We start from the raw sequence: 26,199 nt of genomic DNA on the forward strand, positions 1-26,199 counted from the left end.
CCTTTCATCTTTTTATAAATAACATACATTAGTAATGAAGGACGAAAATAAGAGTAGGAGAGGAGATAATGGTACAAAACAAACTTTTTTTTAAGCTCGATACAGAGTGGTCTGCTCTTCATTTGCCAAAACGTCCAAATGGCTTTGGTGTTTTAATTATTGGTGATAAGGGAAATTTCGTTGAGGAGAACTCAAGCTATTGGATTCAAAACTATGCTAGATCGCAAATCCTTGAATACCTTAAGGATGAAGGATATACGGTTTTTTATTCAAACATGTACGGTGCAAATTGGGGAAATCCTGATTCAGTTAAATTAGCTACCCAACTCTATCATATCATTATGAAGCGGGAAATCTTAAATAAACGGATTCATATACTGGCTGAGGGAATGGGTGCTCTAACTGCTATGCAGTTAATAAAAAAACTGAATGGTGAGATAAGATCTATGGCTTTCTTAAACCCGTGTATTGATTTAATCGCACATATAGAAAATGAAAGAACGAATAAATTTTTCTATAAAAAACTAATTAAGGAAATAGCAAAAGCTTATAAGCTGGACGAACGGGAAGTAGAATCGGAAATTAGAAAATATTCACCACAGGATAATTTATTCTCACCTACTGTTCCAATTAAAATTTGGCAAAACACAAATGAAAAGACATACACAACTGAAATTCATAGTAAAAAATATCAAAATAGTAGTGAAATGGTTACACTTAGCTATCACATTAGTGAGAATACGTACGCATTTAGTCGCTCAATCGGAAGCTTTTTTAAGGAAAATGAAAAGGAATTATAAATAGTCCCTGTTTCTTCTAGAGAAATAGGGACTATTCTATTGTGGCCCCGCATACCATACTGTAACAAAACGAATAGGGGATGTTACAAGTGAAGAAGGTTATTCTGTTCGACGCATTCTCGTTTGTAGGTTATGGTCTATGTGCTAACATGATTGAGAATGAAATTCACGTAGTGGGTATCGATGCGATGCCGAAGGAAGGTAGTCCTGAAGAAGATAAAATGCTTCGGATTGGACGAAATGCTAATTTTGAATTTAGAGAATACAATCCAAAATTGTTTAACTTGGGTTTTTTAGAGAAATCAGACGCCGTAATTTATCCTTGGTTCCGACCTGCACATATAACGCAAAAAGAGGAAGACAAAGATATGATTACTATTCTGAGGTACTGCAACAATACGAAGACGAAGTTCGTACTCGCATCAGCCTATGTTAAAAATAATTGTGATATGCAACATTTAGAGTGCGAACTTGATGAACATTGGTACACAAGGATTAACATGGACAATAACCTAATTGAACATCGCAAAATTAGAACGAAAAACATAGAATTTCTGTTCTCCTTTATCGACTTTTCTACTACTAATTTTAAGGAAGGTATCAATAAAATGAATGAACATGAAGAATGGATTTCCCAGTACATTTGATACCAGTCATTATTTTTACTTTCCAATCCAGTAAAAGTACAATAAAATATAGATAAAAGTTTAATTAAAGGATTCGTTTTTTTTTGGTGGTTTTAAAGGAGATGTAGTAATGCTAAAAAGATTTAGAGTGGTACCTCTCTTATTCTTATTTTTCATCCTAGCATCATGTGGACAAACTGAGTCTGATATCGGAGTAAAAAAGGTAGGTTTGCTCGTATCAGATACAATCGATGATCAAGTATGGGGAACAAAAGGGTATAAGGGTTTGTTGCAAATTAAGTCCCAATTTCAGGTTGATGTCTTCTACAAAGAAGGAATCAAGACGGAAGCTGCTACATTAACAGCAGTTGATGAATTTGTAGATAAGGGTGTCAATCTAATATTTGGTCATGGTAGTGAATATAATACAATCTTTAATGAAATAGCAGATAAATACCCTGATGTTCATTTTATCTTTTTCAATGGAGATACAAGAAAAGAGAATGTTACCAGTCTAAACTTTGAAGGTCATGCCATGGGTTTTTTCGGAGGAATGGTTGCAGGTAAAATGACTAAGTCAAATAAAGTCGGGATTATCGCTGCCTTTGAGTGGCAACCTGAAATTAATGGGTTTTATGAAGGTGTATTATTTCAAAATGATGAAGTTGATGTAGATATTGGCTACGTCAAAAACTGGGATAATGATGAAAAGGCGATTGCAATTGCTGAGGAAATGATAAAGAGTGGTGTCGACATCATCTATCCAGCAGGTGATGGTTACAATGTTTCGGTAATAGAAAGACTAAAAGAAGAAGGTCTATATGCAATTGGATATGTGTCCGACCAATCTGACTTAGGCAAAGAAACAGTACTTACAAGCACTGTACAACATGTTGATCACCTTTATGTACTTGTGGCAAACAAATTTAATGAAGGAGAACTTGAATCAGGGAACCTTTACTTTGATTTCGATAACGAGGTAATTTCAATGGGAACCTTCAGTAATTTAGTAGATGAAAAGTATATTCAGGAATTAAAGAATTTTATAAATGAATATAGAGAAAACGGGGATCTTCCTTCCAAATAAGAGAAGCTATCACGATTGTGACAGCTTCTCTTATTTTTTTCGAAAATAATCAAGGAGTTGGGATAGTTCTTTTATTGCAGGTTTAATATTATTTATTGAGGTCATAATATCGTCTAATTGGCCTAAAAGGTGAGAAAAATCTGCTGTACTGTTTTCCTTATTAACTTCCCCTTGATCCTCAACGGTTTCCACATTCTTAACGCGCGGACCAAACATGAGTTGATCAAATGGATCGTTCTTAGGCTCATGCTTTTTTGTTTGATTACCTTCGAAATCCTCATGCCGATGACTCATTTTATTCACCTACTTACATTGTAGAATCAAATGCACCTTGGCTATGTTGCGCTAAGATTTTACTGAATAAAGACATCCAGAACATTTTACTATAATCATATGCAAGTACGAATTAAAATGAGATAGGTTTGTATCACGCAAAACATTAGGCATAAGTGGATTCTTTAAAAAAATAAATTCTAAGAGTTGATAAGAAATAAAAAATGAATTAGAATTAGTACCAAGTCATAATAATTGATAATAAATATAGCGTGTATATATAGATTTTTTATTGTATGTTAATTTACGTAACGCATAAATAAGGGAGATGTTTGTATGGGTGTTGGAATTCTAGGAATTAATCGTTTTGTGCCGGAAAGAGTGGTAACAAATAAAGACTTAGAAAAGATACTAGATACCTCAGATGAATGGATTCGTACGAGGACAGGAATAGAAGAACGTAGAATTGCAGATGATGATACAAATACATCTGACATGGCTTATGAAGCGGCAAGAAAGGCAATTGAAAATGCAGGTATCACACCTGAACAGCTAGATTTGATTATCGTGGCTACTGTTACTCCCGATCATCCTTTTCCTTCTGTTTCGTGTATGATTCAAGAACGCCTAGGAGCAAAAGGTTCAGCAGCTATGGACATTAGTGCTGCTTGTGCAGGTTTTATGTACGGAATTATTACAGGAAAACAATTTATCGAAACAGGTACCTATAAGCACGTATTAGTAGTAGGTGTTGAAAAACTATCAAAGATCGTGGATTGGAGCGACCGAAATACAGCTGTACTATTTGGAGACGGTGCGGGTGCTGTAGTTCTTGGTGAAGTCTCTGAAGGTAGAGGAATTCTCTCCTTTGAGCTTGGGGCTGATGGTACTGGAGCAAAACATTTGTATCAAGATGAACATATCATTATGAACGGTCGTGAGGTATTCAAATTTGCAGTACGGCAAATGGGTGAGTCCAGTATTAATGTGATTGAAAAAGCAGGATTAAAGCGAGAAGATGTAGACTATTTAATTCCACATCAAGCAAACATTCGAATCATGGAAGCATCTAGAGAACGATTGGAATTACCCGTTGAGAAAATGTCAAAAACAGTTAATAAATACGGTAACACCTCAGCAGCATCTATCCCAATTTCAATAGTTGAGGATCTAGAAGCAGGAAAAATTAAAGACGATGACGTAATTGTAATGGTAGGATTTGGTGGAGGTTTAACCTGGGGCGCGATAGCAATCAGATGGGGGAGCTAAGTAAGTGCCTTTCTATTTACACTATATCGACGGTTACAACAATGAGTATTAAATGTTGGAAGGAGAAAAATTATGGAAAAAAAGCGTGTAGTAGTAACTGGATTAGGTACGGTTTCACCGTTGGGTAATGATACGAAGACAACTTGGGAAAACGCGAAAAATGGTAAATCTGGAATTGGTCCTTTAACGAGGGTTCAAATTGAAGGGCTACCAGCAAAAGTAGCAGCAGAATTAAAGGATTTTAATCCTGAAGATTATATGGATAAAAAAGAAGCTAGACGAATGGACCGCTTTACACAGTATGCATTAGCTGCATCCGTTATGGCTGTCAAAGATGCGAATCTAGACATTACTGATGATATTGCACCACGAGTGGGAGTGTGGATTGGTTCTGGTATCGGCGGAATGGAAACACATGAAGAACAGCATAAGATTTTCTTAGAAAAAGGTTATCGCCGAGTGAGTCCGTTTTATGTACCGATGATGATTCCTGACATGGCGGCAGGCCAAGTATCCATAGCAATAGGTGCAAAAGGAATCAACTCTTGTACGGTTACAGCTTGTGCTACAGGAACAAACTCAATTGGAGATGCTTTCAAAGTAATTCAACGTGGGGATGCAGATGTAATGATTACAGGCGGAACGGAAGCACCATTAACAAATATGTCATTTGCAGGTTTCGTTTCAGCACGAGCATTGTCTCTAAATCCAGATCCAAATACAGCAAGCCGTCCATTTGATAAAAATCGTGATGGATTTGTAATGGGTGAAGGTGCAGGAATACTTGTAATTGAAGAACTTGAACATGCATTAGCACGTGGTGCAAATATCTATGCAGAAATCGTTGGCTATGGCTCAACTGGGGATGCTTATCATATTACAGCTCCAGCACCAGGTGGCGAAGGAGGAGCTCGGGCAATGCGTCAAGCCATTTCGGATGCTAACCTTTCGCCGAGCGAAGTCGATTATATCAATGCTCATGGAACAAGCACGGATTACAATGACAAGTTTGAAACAGCAGCCATTAAAGAAGTATTCGGAGATCATGCTTATAAACTTGCGATTAGTTCTACAAAATCAATGACAGGCCATTTATTAGGAGCTGCTGGTGGAGTAGAAGCCATCTTCTCCGTTCTGGCTATTAAAGAAGGAATCATTCCACCAACCATTAATTACGAAACACCAGATCCTGAATGTGATTTAGATTATGTTCCAAATAAATCGAGGGCTCAGGAAGTAAATGTTGTATTAAGTAACTCACTTGGTTTTGGTGGTCACAATGCAACTCTGTTATTTAAAAAATATCAATAATTCTTGTGAAAGAGTCAGGCCAATTGGCCTGGCTCTTTTTTATGATTATCGAATACGCTATATTGTCTTTAGAAAAGGGAGTGAAGATGTAGTGGGGTAATACGAACGGATCGATGGTTGAAGGAATCTGCTAGTCCTTTTCAACTTTGCAAAAAACTCACAGGCTATTTTCCGAAAGAAGCATCTGAACATGCAATTTATCAGTATTTGAAAATGCACGGAATGTATAGGACAATGACTGAAAACATACTTGATAGACTTCCGAAGAACGTTTGGGAACAGGTTGAGAGAGAGTACCAATACCTACAGAAAAGATGGGATGGTCCACAAGTTCCTGTCTTTATTTTTCCAGCAGATGAGACAAATTTTAAAATCAAGAGAGAGTTGAATGGGAAATCAGGGCTTGCTTTTTCGGATAAATTATTTCTTTTTTACTCTCCACATAATACATCTGGTGAAATTAAGGCTGTTTTCACACATGAATACAATCATGTGTGTCGCTTGAAAAAATATCAGAAGAATGAAGCAGACTATACATTACTAGATACGGTGATACTAGAGGGAATTGCAGAGAATGCAGTTCGAGAACACTGCGGGGAGACGAATGTAGCAGGCTGGACGAAGTATTATCCTGATGAACAGTTAAACAAAATGATTGAGGAACTAATCATCCCGAATCGATATCTCAATAGAAATGACCGAAAGCATACAGATCTTTTATATGGACGAGGTTTTTACCCGAAAATGATAGGTTACTGTGTAGGGTATTATCTTGTTAGGAAATATTTGGAAAAACATGAAACGTCATCAAGAATAGTCCTACCAGTAGATGCGCAAGAGTTCATTAAGAATTATCTTTAATTTTGCAGCAGGAACAAAAATGTTCCTGCTGGTTTTGTTTTGATTTTGAAATGGATTATAGGTGGAAAGAATAAAATCTAAAAAAACTAGTTTGTATAGACGTATGGGTACAAGAAGAAAAAGTCAAAGCGAATACTTCGGAATTATAACTGTATATACATGTTGTCTGAAAATTCGAATGATAATATATCTTTATAATATTTTAGAATAGTTTAAGTTATTTGATTATATGGAATGTTAGCGAAAAGACTTATTATTACAGGTTTTTGAAAAATTAAATAATAAATTTATAAAATTGTCTTGCAATTATAATATTATAGTAATAAAATTCTTATTACATATTAATTGTGTCTAATCTAGAAGAATTTGGGGTGTTTTTAATGCAACGGCCAAATAATGAAGCACCTTTGCTAGAAGTAAAGGGACTAAAAACAGGTTTCAACATAGATGGGAATATATATCACGCAGTTGATGGAGTATCCTTTAAGGTTAACCCGCGCCAAATTGTCGGAATTGTTGGTGAATCTGGTTGCGGAAAAAGTGTAATGTCAATGTCTGTTATGCAACTTTTACCTGTTGGTATCGGAAAAATCACTGACGGAGAGGTTAAATTTCAAGGGCAGAACATTGAGGGGTATTCACAAACTGAGATGAACAAGATTCGTGGTAAAGATATTTCAATGATCTTCCAAGAACCAATGTCAGCTTTAAACCCTGTGTTTACAATTGGTTTTCAATTACAAGAGGTTCTATTAAACCATCAAAAAATCTCAAAACAAAGAGCTCGAGAGATTAGTATTGATTTATTAACACAAGTTGGGATATCTCGACCTGATAGTATAGTAGATGAGTATCCGCATCAGTTATCTGGTGGTATGAGACAGCGTGTCATGATTGCAATGGCGATTGCTTGTCAACCTAAGCTATTAATAGCGGACGAGCCGACTACAGCACTTGATGTAACTGTTCAAGCGCAAATACTAGATTTATTAAAGAGTATTCAAGAAAAAAATGATATGTCAGTTATCTTGATTACACATGATTTAGGTGTAGTTGCTGAAATGTGTGACGAGGTCATTGTAATGTACGCTGGTCAAATCGTAGAAAGAACAGATGTTGATAATCTTTTCTACAACCCTAAACATCCGTATACGAAACTATTAATGGAATCTATTCCTAAGTTAAATGAAGAAGTGGATGAGTTAGGTTCAATTGAAGGGATTGTACCATCCTTGAAAAATATGCCGCGTGTTGGCTGTCGCTTTGCTGATAGATGCCCAATGGCAATGCCGGAGTGTACGACTGTAACTCCAGTTTTAGCAGAAGCAGAGGAAGGTCACGAGGTTTCCTGTCTATTGTATAAGAGTAGTCAACCTGAAGTAGAAGAGGTGAGATAAGGGAATGACTAATCAAACTCTAGAAAAGAAAGATAATATATTACTAGAAGTAAAAAATCTAAAAACCTATTACCCTATTAAGGGAGGTTTTGCCAGAAAGACAATCGGATATGTAAAAGCAGTAGATGATGTTTCCTTTGAAATTAAAGAAGGAGAAACATTAGGTCTTGTTGGAGAATCTGGTTGTGGTAAATCAACAACAGGAAGAACGATTCTACGTTTGCTCGATGCAACTGATGGACAAATCATTTTGGACGGGCAAGATATTACTAAATTAAGAGGGAAATCCCTTAGAGAAATCAGAAAAGATTTTCAAATGGTTTTCCAAGACCCGTACGCTTCATTAAATCCTATGCAAATGGTTGGGGATATTGTTGCAGAACCAATTATTAATTATACGGGTAAATCACTAAAAGATTTAAAAGATGAAGTAATTGAGTTATTAAGAAGGGTTGGACTTCCTGAAGATGCCTATTATAAATATGCTCATGAATTTTCAGGTGGACAACGTCAACGTATTGGAATTGCACGAGCATTAGCTTTAAGACCAAAGTTAATTATTGCTGACGAACCTGTTTCTGCGTTAGACGTTTCTGTTCAATCCCAAGTACTTAATCTATTAAATGAGCTTCAAGATGAATTCGGTTTAACTTTCTTATTTATTGCACACGACCTTAGCGTTGTAAAACATATGAGTGACCGTATTGGAGTTATGTATTTAGGAGGAATTGTTGAGATTGCTGATAAGGATAGCATGTATGCAGAACCATTACATCCTTATACAAAAGCATTGATTTCGGCTATCCCAGAACCAGATCCACGACGTAAGAAAGAACGTATCGTATTACAAGGGGATGTACCTAGTCCAGCAAATCCACCAAGTGGTTGCCCTTTTCATCCAAGATGCCCAATGGCAATGGAAGAGTGTTCGAAAGCTAAACCTCAATTAAAGGAGGTGAAGCCAGGACATAGAGTGGCTTGTCATTTATATAAGTAATTTTGGCGGCTAAATTTTCAAAAAACATACATTATTAATTTGGGGGGAAACCAATATGAAAAAGTCAGCATTGTGGACGATCGCACTTATGTTAGTAATGTCTTTATTCCTAGCAGCTTGCGGTGGTAATGAAAAAACAGCTGAAAAAGAAAATGAAAATACTGGCTCAGAAACATCTGAACCAAAAGAAGGCGGAACAATCACTTTAGCAGTAGACCAAGCTCCTGAAGGAGTTTTTGAATCTGCATATTACAGAAGTGTTATTGATGCTCAAATCCTAGGTTTTACAGGTGGTAGTATTTACAAAGTAAATGACGACTTAGAGTATGTACCTAACCTAGCATCATGGGAAATCAGTGATGACAAATTAACGTATACTTTCAAGTTTCAAGAAGGCGTTAAATGGCACAATGGTGAAGAATTAACAGCTGATGATTATGCGTTTGCATTAGAAACAATTGCAGACCCAGATTATGATGGTTCTCGTTTCAACTATGTTGAAGGAATCAAAGGTGCAAAAGCTAAAAAAGATGGCAAAGCAGAAACAATCGAAGGTGTTAACGTAATTGATAAATACACAGTTGCTATTACTTTCGAAGAAGTAAAAATCAATAACTTAGAAAACCTTTGGTCAGATCCAATGCCAAAGAAACACTACGAAGGTGTTCCTGTAGCAGAACTTGGAGAATCTGAACAAGTACGTACAAATCCAGTTGGTCTTGGACCATTTAAAGTTAAAAAGGTTGTCGCAGGTGAGTATGTTGAATTAGAACGTTTTGATGAATATTGGGAAGGTAAGCCACTTCTTGATGGAGTAGTAATTAAAGTTATTGATCCTTCTTTAGCTAACGGTGCTTTCCAAAATAGTGAAGTTGACATTATGTCAATTGCTCCAGCATCTGTTAAAGAGTTAGAAAAAATGAATCATGTTCGTATTGAAGAAGCTACTGGTACTTCATATTCTTATATCGGTCTACGTTTTGGACATCGTGATCAAGAATCACGTACGAACGTAGCAGATTTTGATAAGTTTGAATCAAAAGAATTACGTCAAGCTTTATTACATGCAATCAACCGTCCGGCAATGATTGATGGTTTCTTATCTGGAAAAGGTAAAGTATTTAACACTGTTATCCCTTCTGCATTCTGGATGGCAGCTGACGAAGCAGAGCTTAACCAATATGAATTTAGCACAGATAAGGCAAAAGAATTACTTGAAGAAGCTGGTTACAAAGATGTAGATGGTGATGGATTTGTTGAAGATCCAGAAGGTAAGCCATTCACTATCAAATTTGGACACTATGCAGGTAATGCAACGTTTGAAGGGCGCTCACAAGCCATCATTCAAAGCTGGAATGACATTGGCGTGAAGACTGAATTAGCTACAGGTAGTTTAATTGAGTTCAATCTTTATAACGAAATGAAAGATAACGACGATAAAGAACTAGAAGCATTCTTCGGTTCATGGGGAACAGGTTCTGACCCAGATCCATCTGGTCTATGGGCTAACGATGCTGAGTGGAACTATGGTCGTTGGGTAAATGAAGACAATGATAGACTTCTTAATGAAGGCTTAAGTGAAAAAGCGTTTGATAAAGAATACCGTGGACAAGTATATGTTGAGTGGCAAAAACTATTCAACGAAGAGTTACCAGCTCTGCCATTATGGGAAAATATGGACCTTTATGGAATTAACAAACGCCTTCAAGGTGTACATGTAAATGCGGTTGGATTCCAAACTGATGTTCATAAGTGGTATGTAACTGACTGATTTTAGTAAGGTTTAAAAAGTCACCAAATGATAAGTGGCGAATCTCGGCGTCACTCGGTTCTTGAGGCCATCACGTATTAACTTATACGTTGGTCCTCAAGCCGAGAGATTCCTGAGTTTCAAGCTTCTGATCGGTGACTTTTTGAATCTAAGTAGATGCAAGAGATTTTTTAGGATAAGGAGCAAATAACATGCTACAATACTCACTTCGAAGAATACTAGGCATGATTCCATTGTTACTCCTTGCCTCCATTGTGGTATTTTCCCTAGCAAAAATGATGCCAGGAGACCCGTTTGGGGGAGAAATTGATCCAGCCAATACAGATCCGCAATACATTGAAGAAATGCGTGAAAAATTGGGGTATAACGACCCAATTTATGTACAATATTGGAGATGGGTCACTGACTTTGTTCAGGGAGATTTTGGAAAATCTACAGCACATAAAATGGATGTTTCTGAGCTAATAGCCCAAAAAATTCCAAATACATTATTTTTAGCGGTTGTTTCACTGTTTTTTACGTACATTTTTGCATTTTTTATGGGTATGTATGCAGGACGGAAACCGTATACTCTTGGAGATAATTTGATTGCTGGCTATAATTATGTGGGATTAGCAATTCCTTCGTTTATTGCAGGGATTGTAGGAATTTATTTCTTCTCGTTTCAACTTGGCTGGTTTCCATTTAGTGGATCAGTGGAAGTAGGTCTTGATGAAGGTACTTTTGCATATTACGCAAGCAAAATTCACCATGTTTTATTACCGGCACTAGTTTTAGGTTTAATGGGTACAGCATCTTATACTCAATTCTTGCGAAATGATATTATTGACAATAGTCGAAAAGATTTTGTAAGAACAGCAAGAGCAAAGGGTACAAAGGAATCAACTATTTATAATAAACACATTTTACGAAATTCGATTATTCCGTTAGTAACATTTTTAGGATTTGATATTGCAACCTTAATAGGTGGAGCGGTTATTACTGAAACTATCTTCACATATCCTGGTATTGGACAACTTTTCTTAGAATCCGTTAATACGAGAGATTATGCTGTTATGATGACGATCACAATGTTACTTTCATTTCTAACACTTTTCGGAAATCTTATTGCAGATTTACTTTATGGTATAGTGGATCCGCGTATACGATTGGATTAAGGAGGAGATCAAATGGAAGTAGTTACAAATACAAATGTAGATACACCCAAAAATGCAAAAAGAGGTCTTTCTCCTTGGGCAATAGCTAGAAAAAAATTCATGAATAACAAACTAGCTATGATAAGTTTAGTTTTTCTAATTCTGATCACTTTGGTTACGATTTTTGGACCTATTTTTAATAAGCAGGATATTGTTCGTGTTGATTTTATGAACATGAGTAAAGAGCCTTCAGCATCTAACTGGCTAGGTACTGATACAAATGGTCGTGACGTTTTTGCAAGAATGCTTTACGGCGGGAGAACATCCTTAATGATAGGTTTTTCTTGTATGATATTTATTACCTTAATTGGGACAATAGTTGGTTCTATTGCTGGCTATAATGGTGGGAAAATAGACCAAATGCTAATGCGTTTTACTGATTTTGTTTTAGTATTCCCTTTTATGGTGTTTGTCATTGTATTAAACTCTATTTTTGTTGGTAAGTTATCTGGAGCGTGGACTCTCATTCTGGTAATGAGTTTACTTAGCTGGGGTGGAGTTGCCCGTATCGTTCGTAGTAGGGTATTAGCAGAAAAAGAGAATGAGTATATCCTTGCCGCGAAATCGATTGGGACAAAGCCTTCAAAAATTATTATTAAGCATCTATTACCAAATGTATCATCTACCATTATCGTACAAGCAACATTAATATTAGCGGTTATGATTGTTGCTGAATCTGGCCTAAGTTTCCTAGGTATTGGGGTACCTGCTAATACACCAAGTTGGGGAAATATGCTGGCAGAAGCAAGAGATTCAGATGTATTACGTAATAAAATATGGATGTGGGCACCGCCTGCAACTGCCATTACGTTGACTATCCTATCTATTAACTTTATAGGGGAAGGGTTGAAGGATGCGCTAAATCCAAAATCCAACCGTTAATCAGATCTATCACTAAGTGTGATGGATCTTTTTTTTTGCTGGAAAATTTAATGTAAAGTTAGTAGAGCAAGGATTGGTGATTCTTTACAGGAAAAGGTGTTGTTATAAGGAATATTTCCTTTAAAAGTATTTTACTAATGTAACGTTTTACTGCGATAAAGAACTATATTGGTAAAATAATTTCAATCGTTTTTACAAGAGCTAAACTTATGGGTACAACTGTTCCAAAACCACTAATATCAAATTTATTTAATAAACAATAATAAAAATAATAAAAATTGTCTTGCAATTTCGACATAGTTTTTATAAAATTTTAAATAGATTAAGAGAATAATTATTTTGCCTATTTCAGCAAATTAATACTATTTTAAAAATTAACTTGAATTTGTAATCTTTCTGTAATAAAATTTAGTTGATTCTATTGTCAGATAATTTGAATGCTTTTGACTTTAGAGCTTTACTTAGATAAAATGAAAGATTGCTAGAAATTTAAGTTGATATTTCTGAAAAAATAGGATATTTTGAATTACGAAAGAATTCGGTTGCTTAGTTGTGATAAGGAAGGTGAATAGATTTATGGCTGCATTACTAGAGGTGAAAAATCTAAAAACTCATTTCTTCAAAAAGAAGGCCGTAATACCAGCAGTAGATGGTGTAGATTTAACAATTAATAAAGGTGAAACCTTAGCAATAGTAGGTGAGTCCGGATCTGGTAAAAGTATTACTTCACTATCAATTATGAAGCTTGTACCAAGTCCGGCAGGGAAAATTGTAGAGGGTGAAATCATCCTTGATGGTAGAAACCTAGTTGAGTTGTCTGAAAGTGAAATGTGTAAAGTTCGCGGAAATGAAATTTCTATGATTTTCCAAGAACCAATGACATCACTAAACCCAGTATTAACAGTAGGTGAACAAATTACAGAAGTACTTATGTATCATCAAAAGATGTCAAAGGTAGAAGCAACTAAGAAGGCAATTGAAATGTTAGAATTAGTTGGTTTCTCAAGGGCAGCTGAATTAATCAATGATTATCCACACCGTCTCTCTGGAGGCATGCGTCAAAGGGTCATGATTGCAATCGCGATGAGCTGTAATCCGAAGCTTCTAATTGCGGATGAGCCTACAACTGCACTAGATGTTACAATTCAGGCTCAAATCTTAGATTTAATGAAAGACCTAAGCCATAAATTTGATACTTCCATCCTACTAATCACTCATGATTTGGGTGTTGTATCAGAAGTTGCAGATAGAATAGTAGTTATGTACGGAGGGCAAGTTGTTGAACAATCACCAGTAGACGATTTATTCGATGAACCGCTCCATCCATACACAGTTGGATTAATGAATTCAATACCTGCAATCGATGGAGAAATTGAACGCCTTCAATCAATCGAAGGAAATGTACCATCTCCAGAAAATATGCCAAAAGGATGCAGATTTGCTCCACGCTGTTCGAAAGCATTTGACCGTTGTTTTGCTGAACAACCACAACTAAAACAAATGGGTCAGGATCGAGCAGTTCGCTGTTTTCTATATGACGACGAGGGGGCAAAAGCATGATTTCAACGAATGTAGAAAATAAAAACGAAGCTACGAAAGAAAACAATGATATTATTCTAGAACTACAAGATGTAAAAAAGTATTTTCCTATCAAGGCTGGACTTCTACAGAGAAATGTAGGAAATGTAAAAGCCGTAGATGGTGTTAGCTTAAAAATCAAAAAAGGTGAAACTATTGGACTAGTTGGTGAGTCTGGTTGTGGGAAGTCTACTACCGGAAGAACTATCATACGATTATATGAACCTACCGATGGGAAAATTATTTTCAAAGGTAAAGATATTACTCATATGTCAGAAAGTGAATTAAGGAAGACTGTACGAAGAGATATTCAGATGGTATTCCAAGATCCATTTGCAACTCTAAATCCGAGAAAAACGTTACGTTCCATTATTAAAGAACCATTGATCACTCATAATCTTTATAACGCAAAAGAACGTGAAGAAAAGGTTAAGGAATTAATGGAAACAGTTGGATTGAATTCTTCATTTATCAATAGATATCCACATGAGTTTTCTGGTGGACAACGTCAAAGAATTGGTATCGCTAGAGCATTAGCTTTAAATCCTGAATTGATTATTGCTGATGAACCTGTTTCAGCACTAGATGTGTCGATTCAAGCCCAGGTTATTAACTTAATGGAAGACCTTCAAGAAGAATTTGGTCTAACATATATTTTTATCTCGCATGACTTAAGTGTTGTAAGGCATATAAGTGATAGAGTGGGAGTTATGTATTTAGGTAAGATGATGGAATTAGCAGAAAAAGAGGATTTATATGCTGAACCACTTCATCCATATACACAAGCTCTATTATCAGCTGTTCCAGTTCCTAAATCGAAAGGCTCTATTAAGAGGGAACGAATTGTTTTAAAAGGAGAGCTACCAAGTCCTTCTAATCCACCGACTGGATGTGTGTTCCACACTAGATGTCCAGCAGCGACTGATATTTGTCGTCAGCTTGTACCAGAATTTAAAGAAGTTAAAACAGGGCATTTTGTTGCTTGTCACCTTTATGAGTAAAGGTAACGGCACAGAATATATAGATTCTTTGAAGGGGGGAGATACAACCTATAAGGGATCGAACACAAGCAGTAAAAACTAAAAATTCAAACAAAACGATAGGGGGAAACAAACGTGAAGTTAAGAAAAAGCTTATGGCTATTTTTAGTCCTAACACTTGTAATGTCTCTTTTCTTAGCAGCTTGTTCCGGTGGTAAAGAAGAAGCTAACGGAGATGCTGAGAAAGAAGACAAACCAAAAGAAGAAACTCCTGTAAAAGAAGAGCCAGCAAACGATGAGCCAGTTAATGGTGGAGATTTAGTAGTAGGTTCTGCTGGTAGCCCAACATTATTCAACCCATATTTCTCTACTGATACAGCTTCAAGTGACATTGAAGGATTCATTTACAATGGATTAGTAACAGTAAACCTAGATCTTGAAGTAACAAATGACCTAGCTGAAGAAATCATTGCTTCAGAAGATGGTTTAGAGTACACTGTAAAACTTAAAAAAGGTGTTAAATTCCATGATGGAGAAGAAATGACAGCTGATGACGTTGTATTCTCTTATGGATTAATGAAAAACCCAGACGTAGTTTCAGAGCGTAAGTCAAACTTTGAAAGTATGGAAAAAGTAGAAAAAATTGACGACTATACTGTTAAATTCACTTTAAACAAAGTAGACGTAACTTTCTATCCAACTACTTTAAGCTACTCTGTATTACCTGAACATATCCTAAAAGATGTTCCTGCTGGTGAATTACACGAGCATGAATTCAATACAAAAAGTCCAATCGGTACAGGTCCATTCAAGTTTGTTGAGTGGAAAGATGGAGAATACGTAAAAGTTGAAGCATTCGAAGATTATTTTGAAGGACGTCCTCACTTAGATTCTATCACTACTCGATATGTGGCAGATGCAAATGCATTAGTTGCTGCTTTACAAGCTGGTGAAATTGACATGTACAATGCAGTTCCAGGAACTGAAATTGATACTGTAAAAGCTATTGAAGGTACGAAAGTTGAAGAAGGTTTAGCTTTATCTTATACATTCCTTGGATTCAACCAACAGGATGAGCGTTTTAAAGACAAGAAAGTTCGTCAAGCGTTCACACATGCAATTGACAAAGAAGCAATCGTTACAAGCATCATGAATGGTGCTGGTCAACCTGCAACTGCTCCAGATAGCCCATTAATGTGGACTTACAATGATGATGTACCACAATTTGAGTATGATTTAGAAAAAGCTAAGCAATTACTTGCTGAAGCTGGTTGGGAAGATACTAATGGTAATGGTATCGTAGATAAAGATGGTAAAGAAATGTCATTCTCTATTAAAACTAACCAAGGTAACAAAGTTCGTGAAGATATCGCTGTAGTTTTACAACAGCAATTTAAACAAATTGGTGTTGAAGCAAAACCTGAAATCGTTGAGTGGTCTGCATTCATCGAGCAAATTTCTGCTCCAAACTGGGAGTATGAAGCTATGATTCTTGGTTGGGCGCTATCAACATTCCCTGATCAATATGATATCTTCCACTCTTCACAAGCTGCTGAAGGATTAAACATGACTTGGTACAGCAATCCAGAAGCTGATAAGTTAATGGAAGAAGCAAGACAAACAACTGATGTTGAAAAGTATAAAGAAATTCACAAAGAGCTTTACAATATTCTTGTTGAAGACCAAGCATATACTTACCTGTATTACCCAACAGAATTCCGTGCTATGCCGGAAGAGTTAAGTGGTTATGAGTTCCACTCAAGATCACCATTCTACAATGTTCACAAATGGTGGTTAAAACCATCTAACTAAAAAATAGATAGCTAACATGATAGTTACAGAGGGAAGGGTAAATTTTTCCCTTCCTTCTTTCTTTTTGAATACTGAAAACTACTAGGTACCTATATCTAGATGAAAATAGAGGAAACTTATTAAATTGTGAAGGAGAAATAGCTATGGTATCTTATATCATCCGTCGAACGTTAATGGCTATTCCCCTATTATTAGGTATTACCATCATCTCATTTGCAATTATGCATATGGCCCCTGGTGACCCAACTGCACTTATGATGGATCCTAATATTAGTGCAGCAGATAGAGAGATAGTTATGGAGAAGTATGGGTTTAATGACCCGATACATGTACAATATTTTAAGTGGTTAGGAAATATGCTTCAAGGTGACTTCGGAGATTCTGTTATTAATAAGGGAAGAGATGTATCTGAATTAATTTGGAATCGACTTCCTAATACTTTATTATTGATGGTTGCTTCCACAATATTAGCAATGGTCATTGCAATTCCTTTTGGTGTTATATCTGCAGTTCGACCATACTCAAAAGTTGACTATACTGTAACAGTAACTTCCTTTTTAGGACTGGCTACCCCAAACTTTTGGTTTGGATTAGTTTTGATCATGGTTTTCTCTGTTCATTTACATTGGTTCCCTGCTTCGGGTACTCAAACATTAAATGCTCCATTTAGTATTTGGGATCGTATACATCATTTAATTATGCCGGCATTCGTTTTGGCTACAGCTGATATGGCGAGTTTAACACGTTATACTCGTTCAAGTATGATTGAAGTTGTAAACCAAGACTATATGAGAACTGCTAGAGCGAAAGGTTTTAGAGAAAGAAAAGTTATCGTGAAGCATGGTTTACGTAATGGGTTAATTCCTGTTATTACAATATTCGGGTTAATGCTTCCGAGCTTTATTGGTGGTTCCGTAATTGTTGAATCGGTATTTGGTTGGCCAGGTCTTGGTAAATTATTTATTGATTCTGCTTTCCAACGTGATTATCCAATTGTAATGGCGATAACTGTAATTTCTTCTGTACTAGTAGTACTAGGAAACTTAATTGCCGATATTCTATATGCTGTCTTTGATCCGAGAATTGAATACTAGAAGGGGGGAAGAAAGATGGCACAACCGAATTTAGCACCAGGAAACGAAATAGAACTTCAAGGTTTAAGCTCAAAGCCAGATACATTGACAAAAATAATGGTTCGTAAGTTTTTTAAGAATAAGCTTGCAGTGATTGGCTCGGTATTGCTTTTTATTATTATTTCTGCAGCTATATTTGCTCCATTATTAACTCCTTACAATTACGAGGACCAAGACTTAATAAAAAGATTAGCAGATCCAAGCAAGGAACATTTATTAGGAACAGATACGTTTGGACGTGATATCTTAACTCGATTATTGTTTGGGGCTAGAATTTCTTTACTTGTTGGTTTTGCTTCAGTTGCAGGAGCCATTACAATCGGAACTGCACTTGGGGCAATAGCAGGATACTATGGTGGTTTTATTGATGCATTAATTATGAGATTTGTTGATATCATGTTATCGATTCCACAAATTTTCTTATTAATTACACTTGTAACTATTTTTAATCCAGGTGTTGATAAGCTAATTCTTATTTTTGCACTTACTGGATGGATGGGTACTGCTAGATTGGTTCGAGGTGAGTTCTTATCATTACGAGGCAGAGAATTCGTATTAGCCTCTAAAACAATTGGGACAAGAAGCTTTACCATTATCTTTAGGGAAATCCTTCCTAATGCAATGGGGCCAATTATCGTTGCAGCAACACTTTCCATTGGTGGAGTTATCTTAGCAGAGTCTGCTCTTAGCTACCTTGGATTAGGTATTATGCCACCTACACCAAGCTGGGGAAATATGCTGAATGGTGCACAAAGTATCACAATCATGCTTAATCAGTGGTGGGTACCATTAGCACCAGGTTTAATGATTTTAATTACCGTACTTTCCTTTAACTTTGTAGGTGATGGATTACGTGACGCACTTGATCCAAAAGTAAATGAGTAAAAAGCCAAGATGCCATCTTGGCTTTTTCTTTTTGGGTTGGTGTATCGTGTATTCAAGTATTTTCTTACAATACATGAATATTATGGAATAAAACTCATTTCTTCTGCCTATACTGTTGACAAACAGCTTTGAAGTGAGGGGTAAAAAATGTTGTTTCTTCATGATATTTGGGTAAATTGGTTTGAAGGTGAAGAAAATGGTTACAACGTTTGTCACTTCCATGAATGGCGCAAGGAAGATAGTGTTGAACTGTTAGACCAGGTACCTTTACTAAAAATTGAGTCTCCATTGTTTAACTACATCGAGAATGATTTAATGGAACTTCCTCAACAATTGTTAATGGATGTTCACCAAAAAGCGTATGTTAGAAAAAATCATGAACGGATTCAGCTAGATTATTGTTTTGTTGTCACCGATGGTCAAGGTATTCTTGCTGTAGACACAATAGGCTATAACATCCCGATTCGGAAAAGTAGATTAATACCTAGACAAGAACAACTCGTTTATGAAATGGTGAGTGGACATGAAGCGATTCCTTATACATTTGATTATAAGGATAGCAAAAATGAAAAGGAATATCATATTTTATCTCCTTCGCCGATTGAAATGGCAGGGCTAACTCGAAAAGAAAGACAATTAAAGCAGCTATTATTTATGGCGTTAGATCAGTTAGCTTCAACTAGAAATGCGGCAGAGATAAGATATTGGTATACCGAGTGGAATCCTTCAAGATACCAAGAGATACAAGAAATGGATTTTGAAGAAGTGTGGCAAAACCTCTATGAAGAAACTAGAAATGGATGGACAAGCAAACATGTTTTGCTTTGTGAAAACCTAATAAAAGGGCAACCATTTTTTGAAAAGCTTTGGGAAATTGAACATGAGTCAAAAGTGTAATCTTGCTATATGGATGGTGTACTTGCTCTCTTATAACTAACTCTGATTACACCAGGTGTAAAGCGAATGAAAAAAGGATTTGTTTATCGAACAAATCCTTTTTTTGTTGTTATTTTCTTTTTCTACCAAGACCCATGGCACTTTCCATCTTCTTGATCATTTTACTTGCTACTTGATTTGCCTTTTCAGCACCTGCATCTAGAATTTCATCTAGTTCTGGTGATTCGATAATTTCATAATATCTATCTTGAATAGGTCTTATTTCATTTAATACTACCTCAGCTAAATCCGCTTTGAATTCACCGTACCCTTTTCCTTGGTATTTAGCTTCAATCTCCTTTATTGATAACTTACTAAATGTAGAATAGATTGTAAGTAAATTTGAGATACCAGGTTTATTCTCTTTATCATAAACAACAATTCCTTCAGAATCAGTAACAGCACTTTTAATTTTCTTTTCAATCTGCTTTGGATCATCAAGTAATGCAATAAATGCCTTCTTGTTTGGATCTGATTTACTCATCTTCTTAGTTGGTTCTGCTAACGACATGATTCTTGCACCTTCTTTAGGAATTCGAGCATCTGGAATGGTGAAGATTTCACGATATTTCTTATTAAACCTCTCAGCAAGATCACGTGTTAATTCAATATGTTGCTTTTGGTCTTCTCCAACCGGAACTAAATCCGTATTATATAGAAGAATATCGCCTGCCATTAATGGTGGATATGTTAATAATCCAGCAACAACAGCCTCTTTCCCCTGTGATTTATCTTTAAATTGAGTCATTCTTTCTAATTCTCCAATATAAGATACACATTGTAACATCCATCCAGCTTGAGCGTGTGCAGGTACTTCTGACTGAATAAATAGAGTAACCTTATCTGGATCCAGTCCTACAGCAAGATAAAGCGCTGCTAGGCCTTTAATATTTTTTCGTAACTCTTGAGGGTCTTGTGGCACTGTAATTGAATGCTGGTCAACAATACAAAAATAACAGTTATAGTTGTTTTGGAGTTCAACAAATTGTTTCATTGCCCCAATATAATTCCCTAATGTTACAGTTCCACTTGGTTGAATACCTGAAAAAATAGTTTGCATTCTAATATCTCCTTTAAATTCAGCAAATACGCCTTGGCGTATTTGTGCGTAGATTTTATCGTGTTTGCTCGATAAATTTCCTTTGAAAATCTGAGGAAACCGCCGGAGGCATTAACTTTATCCAATATAAGAATACCCAAATTCAATGTTAATGATTTTTTAAAAACTGTATTACCATTGATAGATGAGGATAACTTTTTGCTGAATAAAATTAAAAAAACCATTCGCCTCTAACAATAAATGTTAGGGACGAATGGTTACCGCGTTGCCACCCTAGTTATTTTACTTATTTCATCATTATCGAATAGTAAAATCTCTCGTTCCTTGTAACGTAAGGATTACGGCTTTGCCTACTCTCAAATTGTTCGGCGAAGATGCTCCAAAGTCCATTCCATATGTACCAATATCTGTTCACACCAACCACAGACTCTCTGATAGAGTAAAACCCCTCTTAAAATGGCTCTCATATGTACTACTCTTTATCATAGCAAGTTACATATATTCTTATCTACATATTATAATCTTTTCGGATAAGAATGCAAGTATTGGAGCCAAAATAAACCAAATTTCAATAGAAACCTAGCGCATAAGATAGCTCCTTTTGAAACAACATAAGTAGCGTATATATTCAAGAATTAGATTTATAAATTACATATTGAGGAGGTAATCTGTTGAAAAAAATTTCTTGGCTACTAAGCATATTTTTAGTTAGTGCGCTCTTACTTTCAGGCTGTGGAACATTCGATAATGCAGACGACGAAGGTGGTGGAGGCGAGGGTGAATCAAAATCACAGGAACTAAGAATAAACATTAGTTCCGAACCTCCTACACTACACCCAGGACTAGCTAGTGATTCTACATCTGGAGTGGTTATACAGCACGCTTTTGAAGGATTAACTCGTATCAGTAAGAATGGGGAACCTGAAGAAGCGATGGCAGAAAAAATTGATGTTTCAGAAGACGGGAAAACCTATACGTTTACCATTCGTGATGCAAAATGGTCAAATGGAGATCCGGTTACTGCACACGATTTTGAATATGCATGGAAATGGGTGTTAGTACCTGGAAATCAATCTGACTATGCATCTCAATTATTTAATTATATCGAAGGGGCAAAAGAAGCGTATAACACGCCCGATATAACGATTGAGAAAATGGAAAACGTTGGTGTGAAGGCAATTGATGATAAAACCTTGGAAGTAAGGCTTATTAATCCAACTGCTTATTTCTTAGAATTAACTGCTTTTTATACGTATTTTCCGGTAAATAGTAAAATTGCAAAAGACAATCCAAAATGGGCAGACCGTGTGGATGAATCATTTGTTTCAAATGGGCCATTCGTCATTACAGATAAATCTGCTAGCATCACTCTTGAAAAGAACAAGGACTATTGGGATGCAGATACAGTAAAACTAGAAAAAATCACAATGGATATGATTAACGATCCAAATACAGAATACCAGAGTTTCAAAAAAGGGGAGTTAGATTGGGCGGGTGCTCCAACATCTTCCTTACCAACAGACGTAATCCCAACTCTGCAAAAAGATGGAACGCTTAAAGAGAGTGTCATTGCAGGAACCTACTGGTATAAGTTTAATACAAACAAAGAACCGTTCCAAAATGAAAATTTACGAAAAGCATTTGCTTACGCAATTAATCGTCAAGCCATAGTAGATAATGTTACCCAAGGTGGACAAGTACCTGCAATGGCCCTAGTTCCTCCAACAATCGTAAAGGAAAACGAGAAAGGCTACTTTAAGGACAATGATGCGGAGTCTGCAAAAGAGTTCTTACAAAAGGGTTTAGAGGAATTAGGATTATCTGACGTTTCTGAGTTACCTGAAATTGCACTCTCCTACAACACATCTGAAGGACATCAAAAGGTTGCACAAGCAATTCAAGATATGTGGAGAAAGACTCTAGGCATCGAAGTAACCTTAAATAATGCTGAATGGAACGTGTATCTTGATAATATTGACCAAGGAAATTTCCAAATTGGTCGTACTGGATGGTTAGCTGACTTTAATGACCCTGTGAACTTTCTTGAAATCTTTACGGAACCAGCAGGAAATAATGATACTGGTTGGACAAGCGAGACGTTTAATAACCTCTTGTCTCAAGCTGCTGTAGAGACAGATAAAGAAAAGAGACTTGAAATTTTAAAAGAAGCAGAACAAGTAGTCATTGATGCTATGCCAATAGCACCAATCTATTTCTACACAAATAACTGGGTTCAAAAAGACAATTTAAAAGACGTTGTCATTTCACCACTTGGAGACGTTCAGTTTAAGTGGGCACATTTTGAATAAAGGTAATTGAATACAATAGAAACAAAAGAATCGGCAAATTCAGAGTAAGGTATATAGTTTGACCTATATACCTTGCTTTTTGAAGGTCAATGATAGTTGACGGGAGGTGTCTTAGTGGCAACTTATATAATTAAGAGATTGGTTTATATGGTAGTTTCGCTTATCTTGATTGTTACTGCGACATTTTTCTTAATGCAAGCAGCCCCAGGTGGTCCATTTACCAAGGAAAAGGATGTCCCTCCAGAAATTGAAGCTGCTTTAAATGCTCATTATGGATTAGATCAGCCATTATATAAACAGTATTTTGACTATCTTTCTGATGTCGCAAGATGGGATTTTGGTCCGTCCTTTAAATATAAGGCTATGACAGTAAATGAAATTATTAATAGGGGATTTCCAATCTCGCTATTTTTAGGAATTGAGGCAATTTTACTCTCAATAGCTTTTGGTGTTTTGCTAGGTGTGATTGCCGCGCTTTACCATAATAAATGGCAGGATTATTCTGCGATGATTATTGCTGTATTTGGTATTTCAGTTCCAAGCTTTATTTTGGCGACGGTTTTACAATATATATTTGCTATAAAGCTGGACTTGTTTCCGGTAGCGAGATGGGAATCATTTATGCATACCATTTTACCAGCGATTGCCTTGGCTTCTTCACCAATGGCCTTCATTGCTCGCTTAACACGTTCTAGTATGCTTGAGGTATTAAGTAATGATTACATAAAAACAGCACGTGCAAAGGGACTGGCACAGCGTACAATAACTATTAAGCATACAATTCGTAATGCAATGCTGCCTGTTGTTTCATATATGGGGCCATTAACAGCCGGTATTTTAACAGGAAGTTTTGTTATTGAGAAAATCTTTGGGATACCTGGATTAGGGGACGAATTTGTGACAAGTATTACGAATCGTGATTATACAGTAATCATGGGTGTTACAGTTTTTTATAGTATTTTACTATTGGTTTCTGTTCTCCTTGTTGATATTTTATATGGCTTTATTGATCCTCGCATCAAGCTGTCTGGCGCGAAGAAAGGAGAGTAATGTATGCAGAATATTCCAAAGGAAATGTTTACTCCTGCAACGATAAACGAAAAAGAAGCAGAAAAAATTTCAAAGCCAAGTTTGTCGTTCTGGAAGGACGTTACAACAAGATTTAAGAACAATAAACTTGCATTAGCAGGTGTTGTTGTTTTATTCCTTTTGTTATTTATGGCGATATTTGGTCCAATGATGACTCCTTTTGATTATCGGACAACAGATCTTGCCCATGCTAATGAAGCACCTTCAAGCGTACATTGGTTTGGAACAGATGAACTAGGAAGAGATGTATTCACCCGTACATGGGAAGGAGCGCGAATCTCTTTATTTATTGGACTTGCAGCAGCTGTCATTGATTTGGTAATTGGTGTACTATGGGGCGGAATATCAGGTTATATGGGTGGTAGAGTTGATGAATTAATGATGAGATTTGCAGACATTTTATACGGAGTTCCGTATTTGCTGTTGGTTATTTTATTAATGGTTATTCTGGAACAAGGATTGGGAACGATGATTCTTGCTATGACTATAACAGGTTGGATTAATATGGCCCGTATTGTCAGAGGGCAGGTCCTGCAGTTAAAGCATCAGGAATATGTACTTGCAGCTCAAACCTTAGGAGCGGACCTTTCCAGAATTATGTTTAAGCATTTGATACCAAATTCAATGGGTCCAATTTTAGTTACCATGACATTAACAATCCCAAATGCGATTTTTACAGAATCCTTTCTAAGTTATCTCGGTTTAGGGGTACAGGTTCCACTTGCAAGTTGGGGAACTATGGCTTCTGAGGGGTTACCAGCCTTTGAATATTATCCGTGGAGGTTGTTTTTTCCAGCTACCTTAATCTGTGTCACAATCTTTGCTTTTAACGTAATTGGTGATGGAATGCGTGATGCATTAGATCCAAGGCTGCGCAAGTAAGGGAGTGAGCTTATGAAAAAATTATTAGAAGTGAAGGACCTTGAAGTGTCTTTTCAAACATACGCAGGGGAAGTCAAAGCAGTTCGTGGCGTTAATTTTGATTTATATAAGGGTGAGACGCTAGCAATTGTAGGAGAATCAGGGTCTGGAAAATCCGTAACCTCCCAGACTATAATGAAGCTTATTCCCATGCCACCTGGAAAAATAAATAAAGGACAAATTCTTTTTGATGGAGAGGACTTGGTTCCTAAAAGCAATAAAGATATGGAGAAAATTAGAGGGAAAGATATTGGAATGATCTTTCAAGACCCAATGACTTCTCTTAATCCAACGATGAAGGTTGGCCTTCAAATTATGGAGGTATTAACAAAACATCAGAATATGTCAAAGGGAAATGCTAAGGATCGAGCAATTGAACTTTTGCGATTAGTTGGTATTCCAAAACCAGAGCAGAGAGTTAATCAATATCCACATGAATTTAGTGGAGGAATGCGACAACGTGCAATGATTGCAATTGCATTAGCTTCAAGTCCAAAATTATTGATCGCTGATGAACCCACTACTGCTTTAGACGTAACCATTCAAGCTCAGATTTTAGAATTAATGAAAGATCTCCAAAAGAAGCTAGAAACATCGATTATATTTATTACACATGATCTAGGAGTGGTAGCTAATGTGGCGGACAGAGTGGCCGTCATGTACGCTGGGAAAATTGTTGAAACAGGAACAGTTGATGAAATTTTTTATAATCCTAAACATCCATATACGTGGGGACTTCTATCATCAATGCCAAGTTTAGACAATGACGATAAATCAGAGTTGATTGCCATACCTGGTTCCCCTCCGGACTTAACCAATCCTCCAAAAGGGGATGCATTTGCTCCTAGAAATCGTTATGCCATGAAAATTGATCATGAAATGGAACCTCCGATGTTTAAGGTTTCAGATACTCATTATGCAGCAACTTGGCTTTTACATCCTGATGCACCAAAAGTAGAGCCTCCAGAAGCCGTAAAAAGAAGAATGAAAAACTTCACATCCGAAAGCTCCGAGAAAGGATGATGA

General features: G+C 36.4%; 23 protein-coding genes and 1 other annotated feature. Of the genes, 21 read left to right on the forward strand and 2 right to left on the reverse strand.

The genetic code is table 11. The features are described 5' to 3' along the window. The first annotated feature begins 68 nt into the window (after positions 1–68). From ACWNMY_RS17095 to ACWNMY_RS17105, 3 genes are all read left to right on the forward strand, one after another. Complete coding sequence (locus ACWNMY_RS17095; protein ID WP_449539458.1) at positions 69–800, forward strand: alpha/beta hydrolase; 732 nt, start codon at positions 69–71, stop codon at positions 798–800. A gap of 89 nt (positions 801–889) precedes the next feature. Continuing rightward, positions 890–1,447 (forward strand): hypothetical protein, encoded by a 558-nt coding sequence (locus ACWNMY_RS17100; RefSeq protein ID WP_449539459.1) that lies wholly within the window; start codon positions 890–892, stop codon positions 1,445–1,447. Between the two features lie 109 nt (positions 1,448–1,556). Beyond that, entirely contained in the window at positions 1,557–2,513 is a 957-nt protein-coding gene (locus tag ACWNMY_RS17105) for a BMP family ABC transporter substrate-binding protein (protein ID WP_449539460.1), read from the forward strand. Positions 2,514–2,543: 30 nt separating this feature from the next. Here the strand turns inward: ACWNMY_RS17105 and ACWNMY_RS17110 are convergent, their stop codons facing one another. Next, positions 2,544–2,807, reverse strand: a complete 264-nt coding sequence (locus ACWNMY_RS17110; protein ID WP_449539461.1) for a hypothetical protein — start codon at positions 2,805–2,807, stop codon at positions 2,544–2,546. 315 nt (positions 2,808–3,122) lie between these two features. On the opposite strand from ACWNMY_RS17110, the gene ACWNMY_RS17115 reads away from it, so the two are divergent. The 14 genes from ACWNMY_RS17115 to ACWNMY_RS17180 all read left to right on the forward strand — a co-directional run bounded on the left by ACWNMY_RS17115 (position 3,123) and on the right by ACWNMY_RS17180 (position 19,755). Then, positions 3,123–4,055, forward strand: coding sequence for a beta-ketoacyl-ACP synthase III (locus ACWNMY_RS17115; protein ID WP_449539462.1), 933 nt, complete (start codon positions 3,123–3,125; stop codon positions 4,053–4,055). Positions 4,056–4,127: 72 nt separating this feature from the next. Beyond that, complete coding sequence (gene fabF, locus ACWNMY_RS17120) at positions 4,128–5,366, forward strand: beta-ketoacyl-ACP synthase II (RefSeq protein WP_449539463.1); 1,239 nt, start codon at positions 4,128–4,130, stop codon at positions 5,364–5,366. Between the two features lie 234 nt (positions 5,367–5,600). Beyond that, positions 5,601–6,227, forward strand: a complete 627-nt coding sequence (locus ACWNMY_RS17125; RefSeq protein WP_449539464.1) for a DUF2268 domain-containing protein — start codon at positions 5,601–5,603, stop codon at positions 6,225–6,227. A 380-nt stretch (positions 6,228–6,607) separates the two neighbouring features. Continuing rightward, a complete protein-coding gene (locus ACWNMY_RS17130) occupies positions 6,608–7,624 on the forward strand; it encodes an ABC transporter ATP-binding protein (protein WP_449539465.1) in 1,017 nt (338 codons plus the stop codon). 4 nt (positions 7,625–7,628) lie between these two features. Beyond that, entirely contained in the window at positions 7,629–8,621 is a 993-nt protein-coding gene (locus ACWNMY_RS17135) for an ABC transporter ATP-binding protein (protein ID WP_449539466.1), read from the forward strand. 55 nt (positions 8,622–8,676) lie between these two features. Beyond that, on the forward strand, positions 8,677–10,392 hold the full coding sequence (gene opp4A / locus ACWNMY_RS17140) for an oligopeptide ABC transporter substrate-binding protein (protein ID WP_449539467.1): 1,716 nt from the start codon (positions 8,677–8,679) through the stop codon (positions 10,390–10,392). Positions 10,393–10,583: 191 nt separating this feature from the next. Next, on the forward strand, positions 10,584–11,549 hold the full coding sequence (opp4B, locus tag ACWNMY_RS17145; RefSeq protein ID WP_449539468.1) for an oligopeptide ABC transporter permease: 966 nt from the start codon (positions 10,584–10,586) through the stop codon (positions 11,547–11,549). A 12-nt stretch (positions 11,550–11,561) separates the two neighbouring features. Next, positions 11,562–12,470 (forward strand): oligopeptide ABC transporter permease, encoded by a 909-nt coding sequence (opp4C, locus tag ACWNMY_RS17150; protein WP_449539469.1) that lies wholly within the window; start codon positions 11,562–11,564, stop codon positions 12,468–12,470. 576 nt (positions 12,471–13,046) lie between these two features. Next, positions 13,047–14,030: an ABC transporter ATP-binding protein gene (locus ACWNMY_RS17155; RefSeq protein ID WP_449539470.1), complete on the forward strand. Its 984-nt coding sequence runs from the start codon at positions 13,047–13,049 to the stop codon at positions 14,028–14,030. After that, positions 14,027–15,049, forward strand: coding sequence for an ABC transporter ATP-binding protein (locus ACWNMY_RS17160; RefSeq protein WP_449539471.1), 1,023 nt, complete (start codon positions 14,027–14,029; stop codon positions 15,047–15,049). Before ACWNMY_RS17155 ends, ACWNMY_RS17160 begins: the two co-directional genes overlap by 4 nt. A 114-nt stretch (positions 15,050–15,163) precedes the next feature. Further along, on the forward strand, positions 15,164–16,840 hold the full coding sequence (locus tag ACWNMY_RS17165) for a peptide-binding protein (protein WP_449539472.1): 1,677 nt from the start codon (positions 15,164–15,166) through the stop codon (positions 16,838–16,840). A gap of 143 nt (positions 16,841–16,983) precedes the next feature. Beyond that, positions 16,984–17,934: an ABC transporter permease gene (locus tag ACWNMY_RS17170; protein WP_449539473.1), complete on the forward strand. Its 951-nt coding sequence runs from the start codon at positions 16,984–16,986 to the stop codon at positions 17,932–17,934. Positions 17,935–17,949: 15 nt separating this feature from the next. Beyond that, complete coding sequence (gene opp4C, locus ACWNMY_RS17175) at positions 17,950–18,858, forward strand: oligopeptide ABC transporter permease (protein ID WP_449539474.1); 909 nt, start codon at positions 17,950–17,952, stop codon at positions 18,856–18,858. Between the two features lie 147 nt (positions 18,859–19,005). Continuing rightward, positions 19,006–19,755, forward strand: a complete 750-nt coding sequence (locus tag ACWNMY_RS17180; protein ID WP_449539475.1) for a DUF3603 family protein — start codon at positions 19,006–19,008, stop codon at positions 19,753–19,755. Between the two features lie 109 nt (positions 19,756–19,864). Here ACWNMY_RS17180 and trpS read toward each other — a convergent pair whose 3' ends face one another. Continuing rightward, positions 19,865–20,854 carry a tryptophan--tRNA ligase gene (gene trpS / locus ACWNMY_RS17185; RefSeq protein ID WP_449539476.1) on the reverse strand — a complete coding sequence of 330 codons (990 nt, stop codon included), beginning with the start codon at positions 20,852–20,854 and terminating at the stop codon, positions 19,865–19,867. Positions 20,855–21,096: 242 nt separating this feature from the next. Further along, positions 21,097–21,349: a binding site (T-box leader), on the reverse strand. Between the two features lie 173 nt (positions 21,350–21,522). Here trpS and ACWNMY_RS17190 point away from each other — a divergent pair. The 4 genes from ACWNMY_RS17190 to ACWNMY_RS17205 all read left to right on the forward strand — a co-directional run bounded on the left by ACWNMY_RS17190 (position 21,523) and on the right by ACWNMY_RS17205 (position 26,196). After that, positions 21,523–23,163, forward strand: coding sequence for a peptide ABC transporter substrate-binding protein (locus ACWNMY_RS17190; RefSeq protein WP_449540479.1), 1,641 nt, complete (start codon positions 21,523–21,525; stop codon positions 23,161–23,163). Between the two features lie 114 nt (positions 23,164–23,277). Next, positions 23,278–24,213 (forward strand): ABC transporter permease, encoded by a 936-nt coding sequence (locus ACWNMY_RS17195; protein ID WP_449539477.1) that lies wholly within the window; start codon positions 23,278–23,280, stop codon positions 24,211–24,213. A gap of 3 nt (positions 24,214–24,216) precedes the next feature. Then, entirely contained in the window at positions 24,217–25,134 is a 918-nt protein-coding gene (locus tag ACWNMY_RS17200; RefSeq protein ID WP_449539478.1) for an ABC transporter permease, read from the forward strand. Between the two features lie 12 nt (positions 25,135–25,146). Next, complete coding sequence (locus tag ACWNMY_RS17205; protein ID WP_449539479.1) at positions 25,147–26,196, forward strand: ABC transporter ATP-binding protein; 1,050 nt, start codon at positions 25,147–25,149, stop codon at positions 26,194–26,196. Positions 26,197–26,199 lie beyond the last annotated feature (3 nt).

The sequence above is a fragment of the Ferdinandcohnia sp. Marseille-Q9671 genome, from assembly GCF_976954385.1.

Excerpts from the sequence above, each read along its gene's own strand:
- ACWNMY_RS17095 (WP_449539458.1), top strand. The coding sequence starts at position 69 with ATGGTACAAAACAAACTTTTTTTTAAGCTCGATACAGAGTGGTCTGCT.
- ACWNMY_RS17105 (WP_449539460.1), top strand. The coding sequence starts at position 1,557 with ATGCTAAAAAGATTTAGAGTGGTACCTCTCTTATTCTTATTTTTCATC.
- ACWNMY_RS17110 (WP_449539461.1), bottom strand. The coding sequence starts at position 2,807 with ATGAGTCATCGGCATGAGGATTTCGAAGGTAATCAAACAAAAAAGCAT.
- ACWNMY_RS17115 (WP_449539462.1), top strand. The coding sequence starts at position 3,123 with ATGGGTGTTGGAATTCTAGGAATTAATCGTTTTGTGCCGGAAAGAGTG.
- fabF (WP_449539463.1), top strand. The coding sequence starts at position 4,128 with ATGGAAAAAAAGCGTGTAGTAGTAACTGGATTAGGTACGGTTTCACCG.
- ACWNMY_RS17125 (WP_449539464.1), top strand. The coding sequence starts at position 5,601 with ATGACTGAAAACATACTTGATAGACTTCCGAAGAACGTTTGGGAACAG.
- ACWNMY_RS17130 (WP_449539465.1), top strand. The coding sequence starts at position 6,608 with ATGCAACGGCCAAATAATGAAGCACCTTTGCTAGAAGTAAAGGGACTA.
- ACWNMY_RS17135 (WP_449539466.1), top strand. The coding sequence starts at position 7,629 with ATGACTAATCAAACTCTAGAAAAGAAAGATAATATATTACTAGAAGTA.
- opp4A (WP_449539467.1), top strand. The coding sequence starts at position 8,677 with ATGAAAAAGTCAGCATTGTGGACGATCGCACTTATGTTAGTAATGTCT.
- opp4B (WP_449539468.1), top strand. The coding sequence starts at position 10,584 with ATGCTACAATACTCACTTCGAAGAATACTAGGCATGATTCCATTGTTA.
- opp4C (WP_449539469.1), top strand. The coding sequence starts at position 11,562 with ATGGAAGTAGTTACAAATACAAATGTAGATACACCCAAAAATGCAAAA.
- ACWNMY_RS17155 (WP_449539470.1), top strand. The coding sequence starts at position 13,047 with ATGGCTGCATTACTAGAGGTGAAAAATCTAAAAACTCATTTCTTCAAA.
- ACWNMY_RS17160 (WP_449539471.1), top strand. The coding sequence starts at position 14,027 with ATGATTTCAACGAATGTAGAAAATAAAAACGAAGCTACGAAAGAAAAC.
- ACWNMY_RS17170 (WP_449539473.1), top strand. The coding sequence starts at position 16,984 with ATGGTATCTTATATCATCCGTCGAACGTTAATGGCTATTCCCCTATTA.
- opp4C (WP_449539474.1), top strand. The coding sequence starts at position 17,950 with ATGGCACAACCGAATTTAGCACCAGGAAACGAAATAGAACTTCAAGGT.
- ACWNMY_RS17180 (WP_449539475.1), top strand. The coding sequence starts at position 19,006 with ATGTTGTTTCTTCATGATATTTGGGTAAATTGGTTTGAAGGTGAAGAA.
- trpS (WP_449539476.1), bottom strand. The coding sequence starts at position 20,854 with ATGCAAACTATTTTTTCAGGTATTCAACCAAGTGGAACTGTAACATTA.
- ACWNMY_RS17200 (WP_449539478.1), top strand. The coding sequence starts at position 24,217 with ATGCAGAATATTCCAAAGGAAATGTTTACTCCTGCAACGATAAACGAA.
- ACWNMY_RS17205 (WP_449539479.1), top strand. The coding sequence starts at position 25,147 with ATGAAAAAATTATTAGAAGTGAAGGACCTTGAAGTGTCTTTTCAAACA.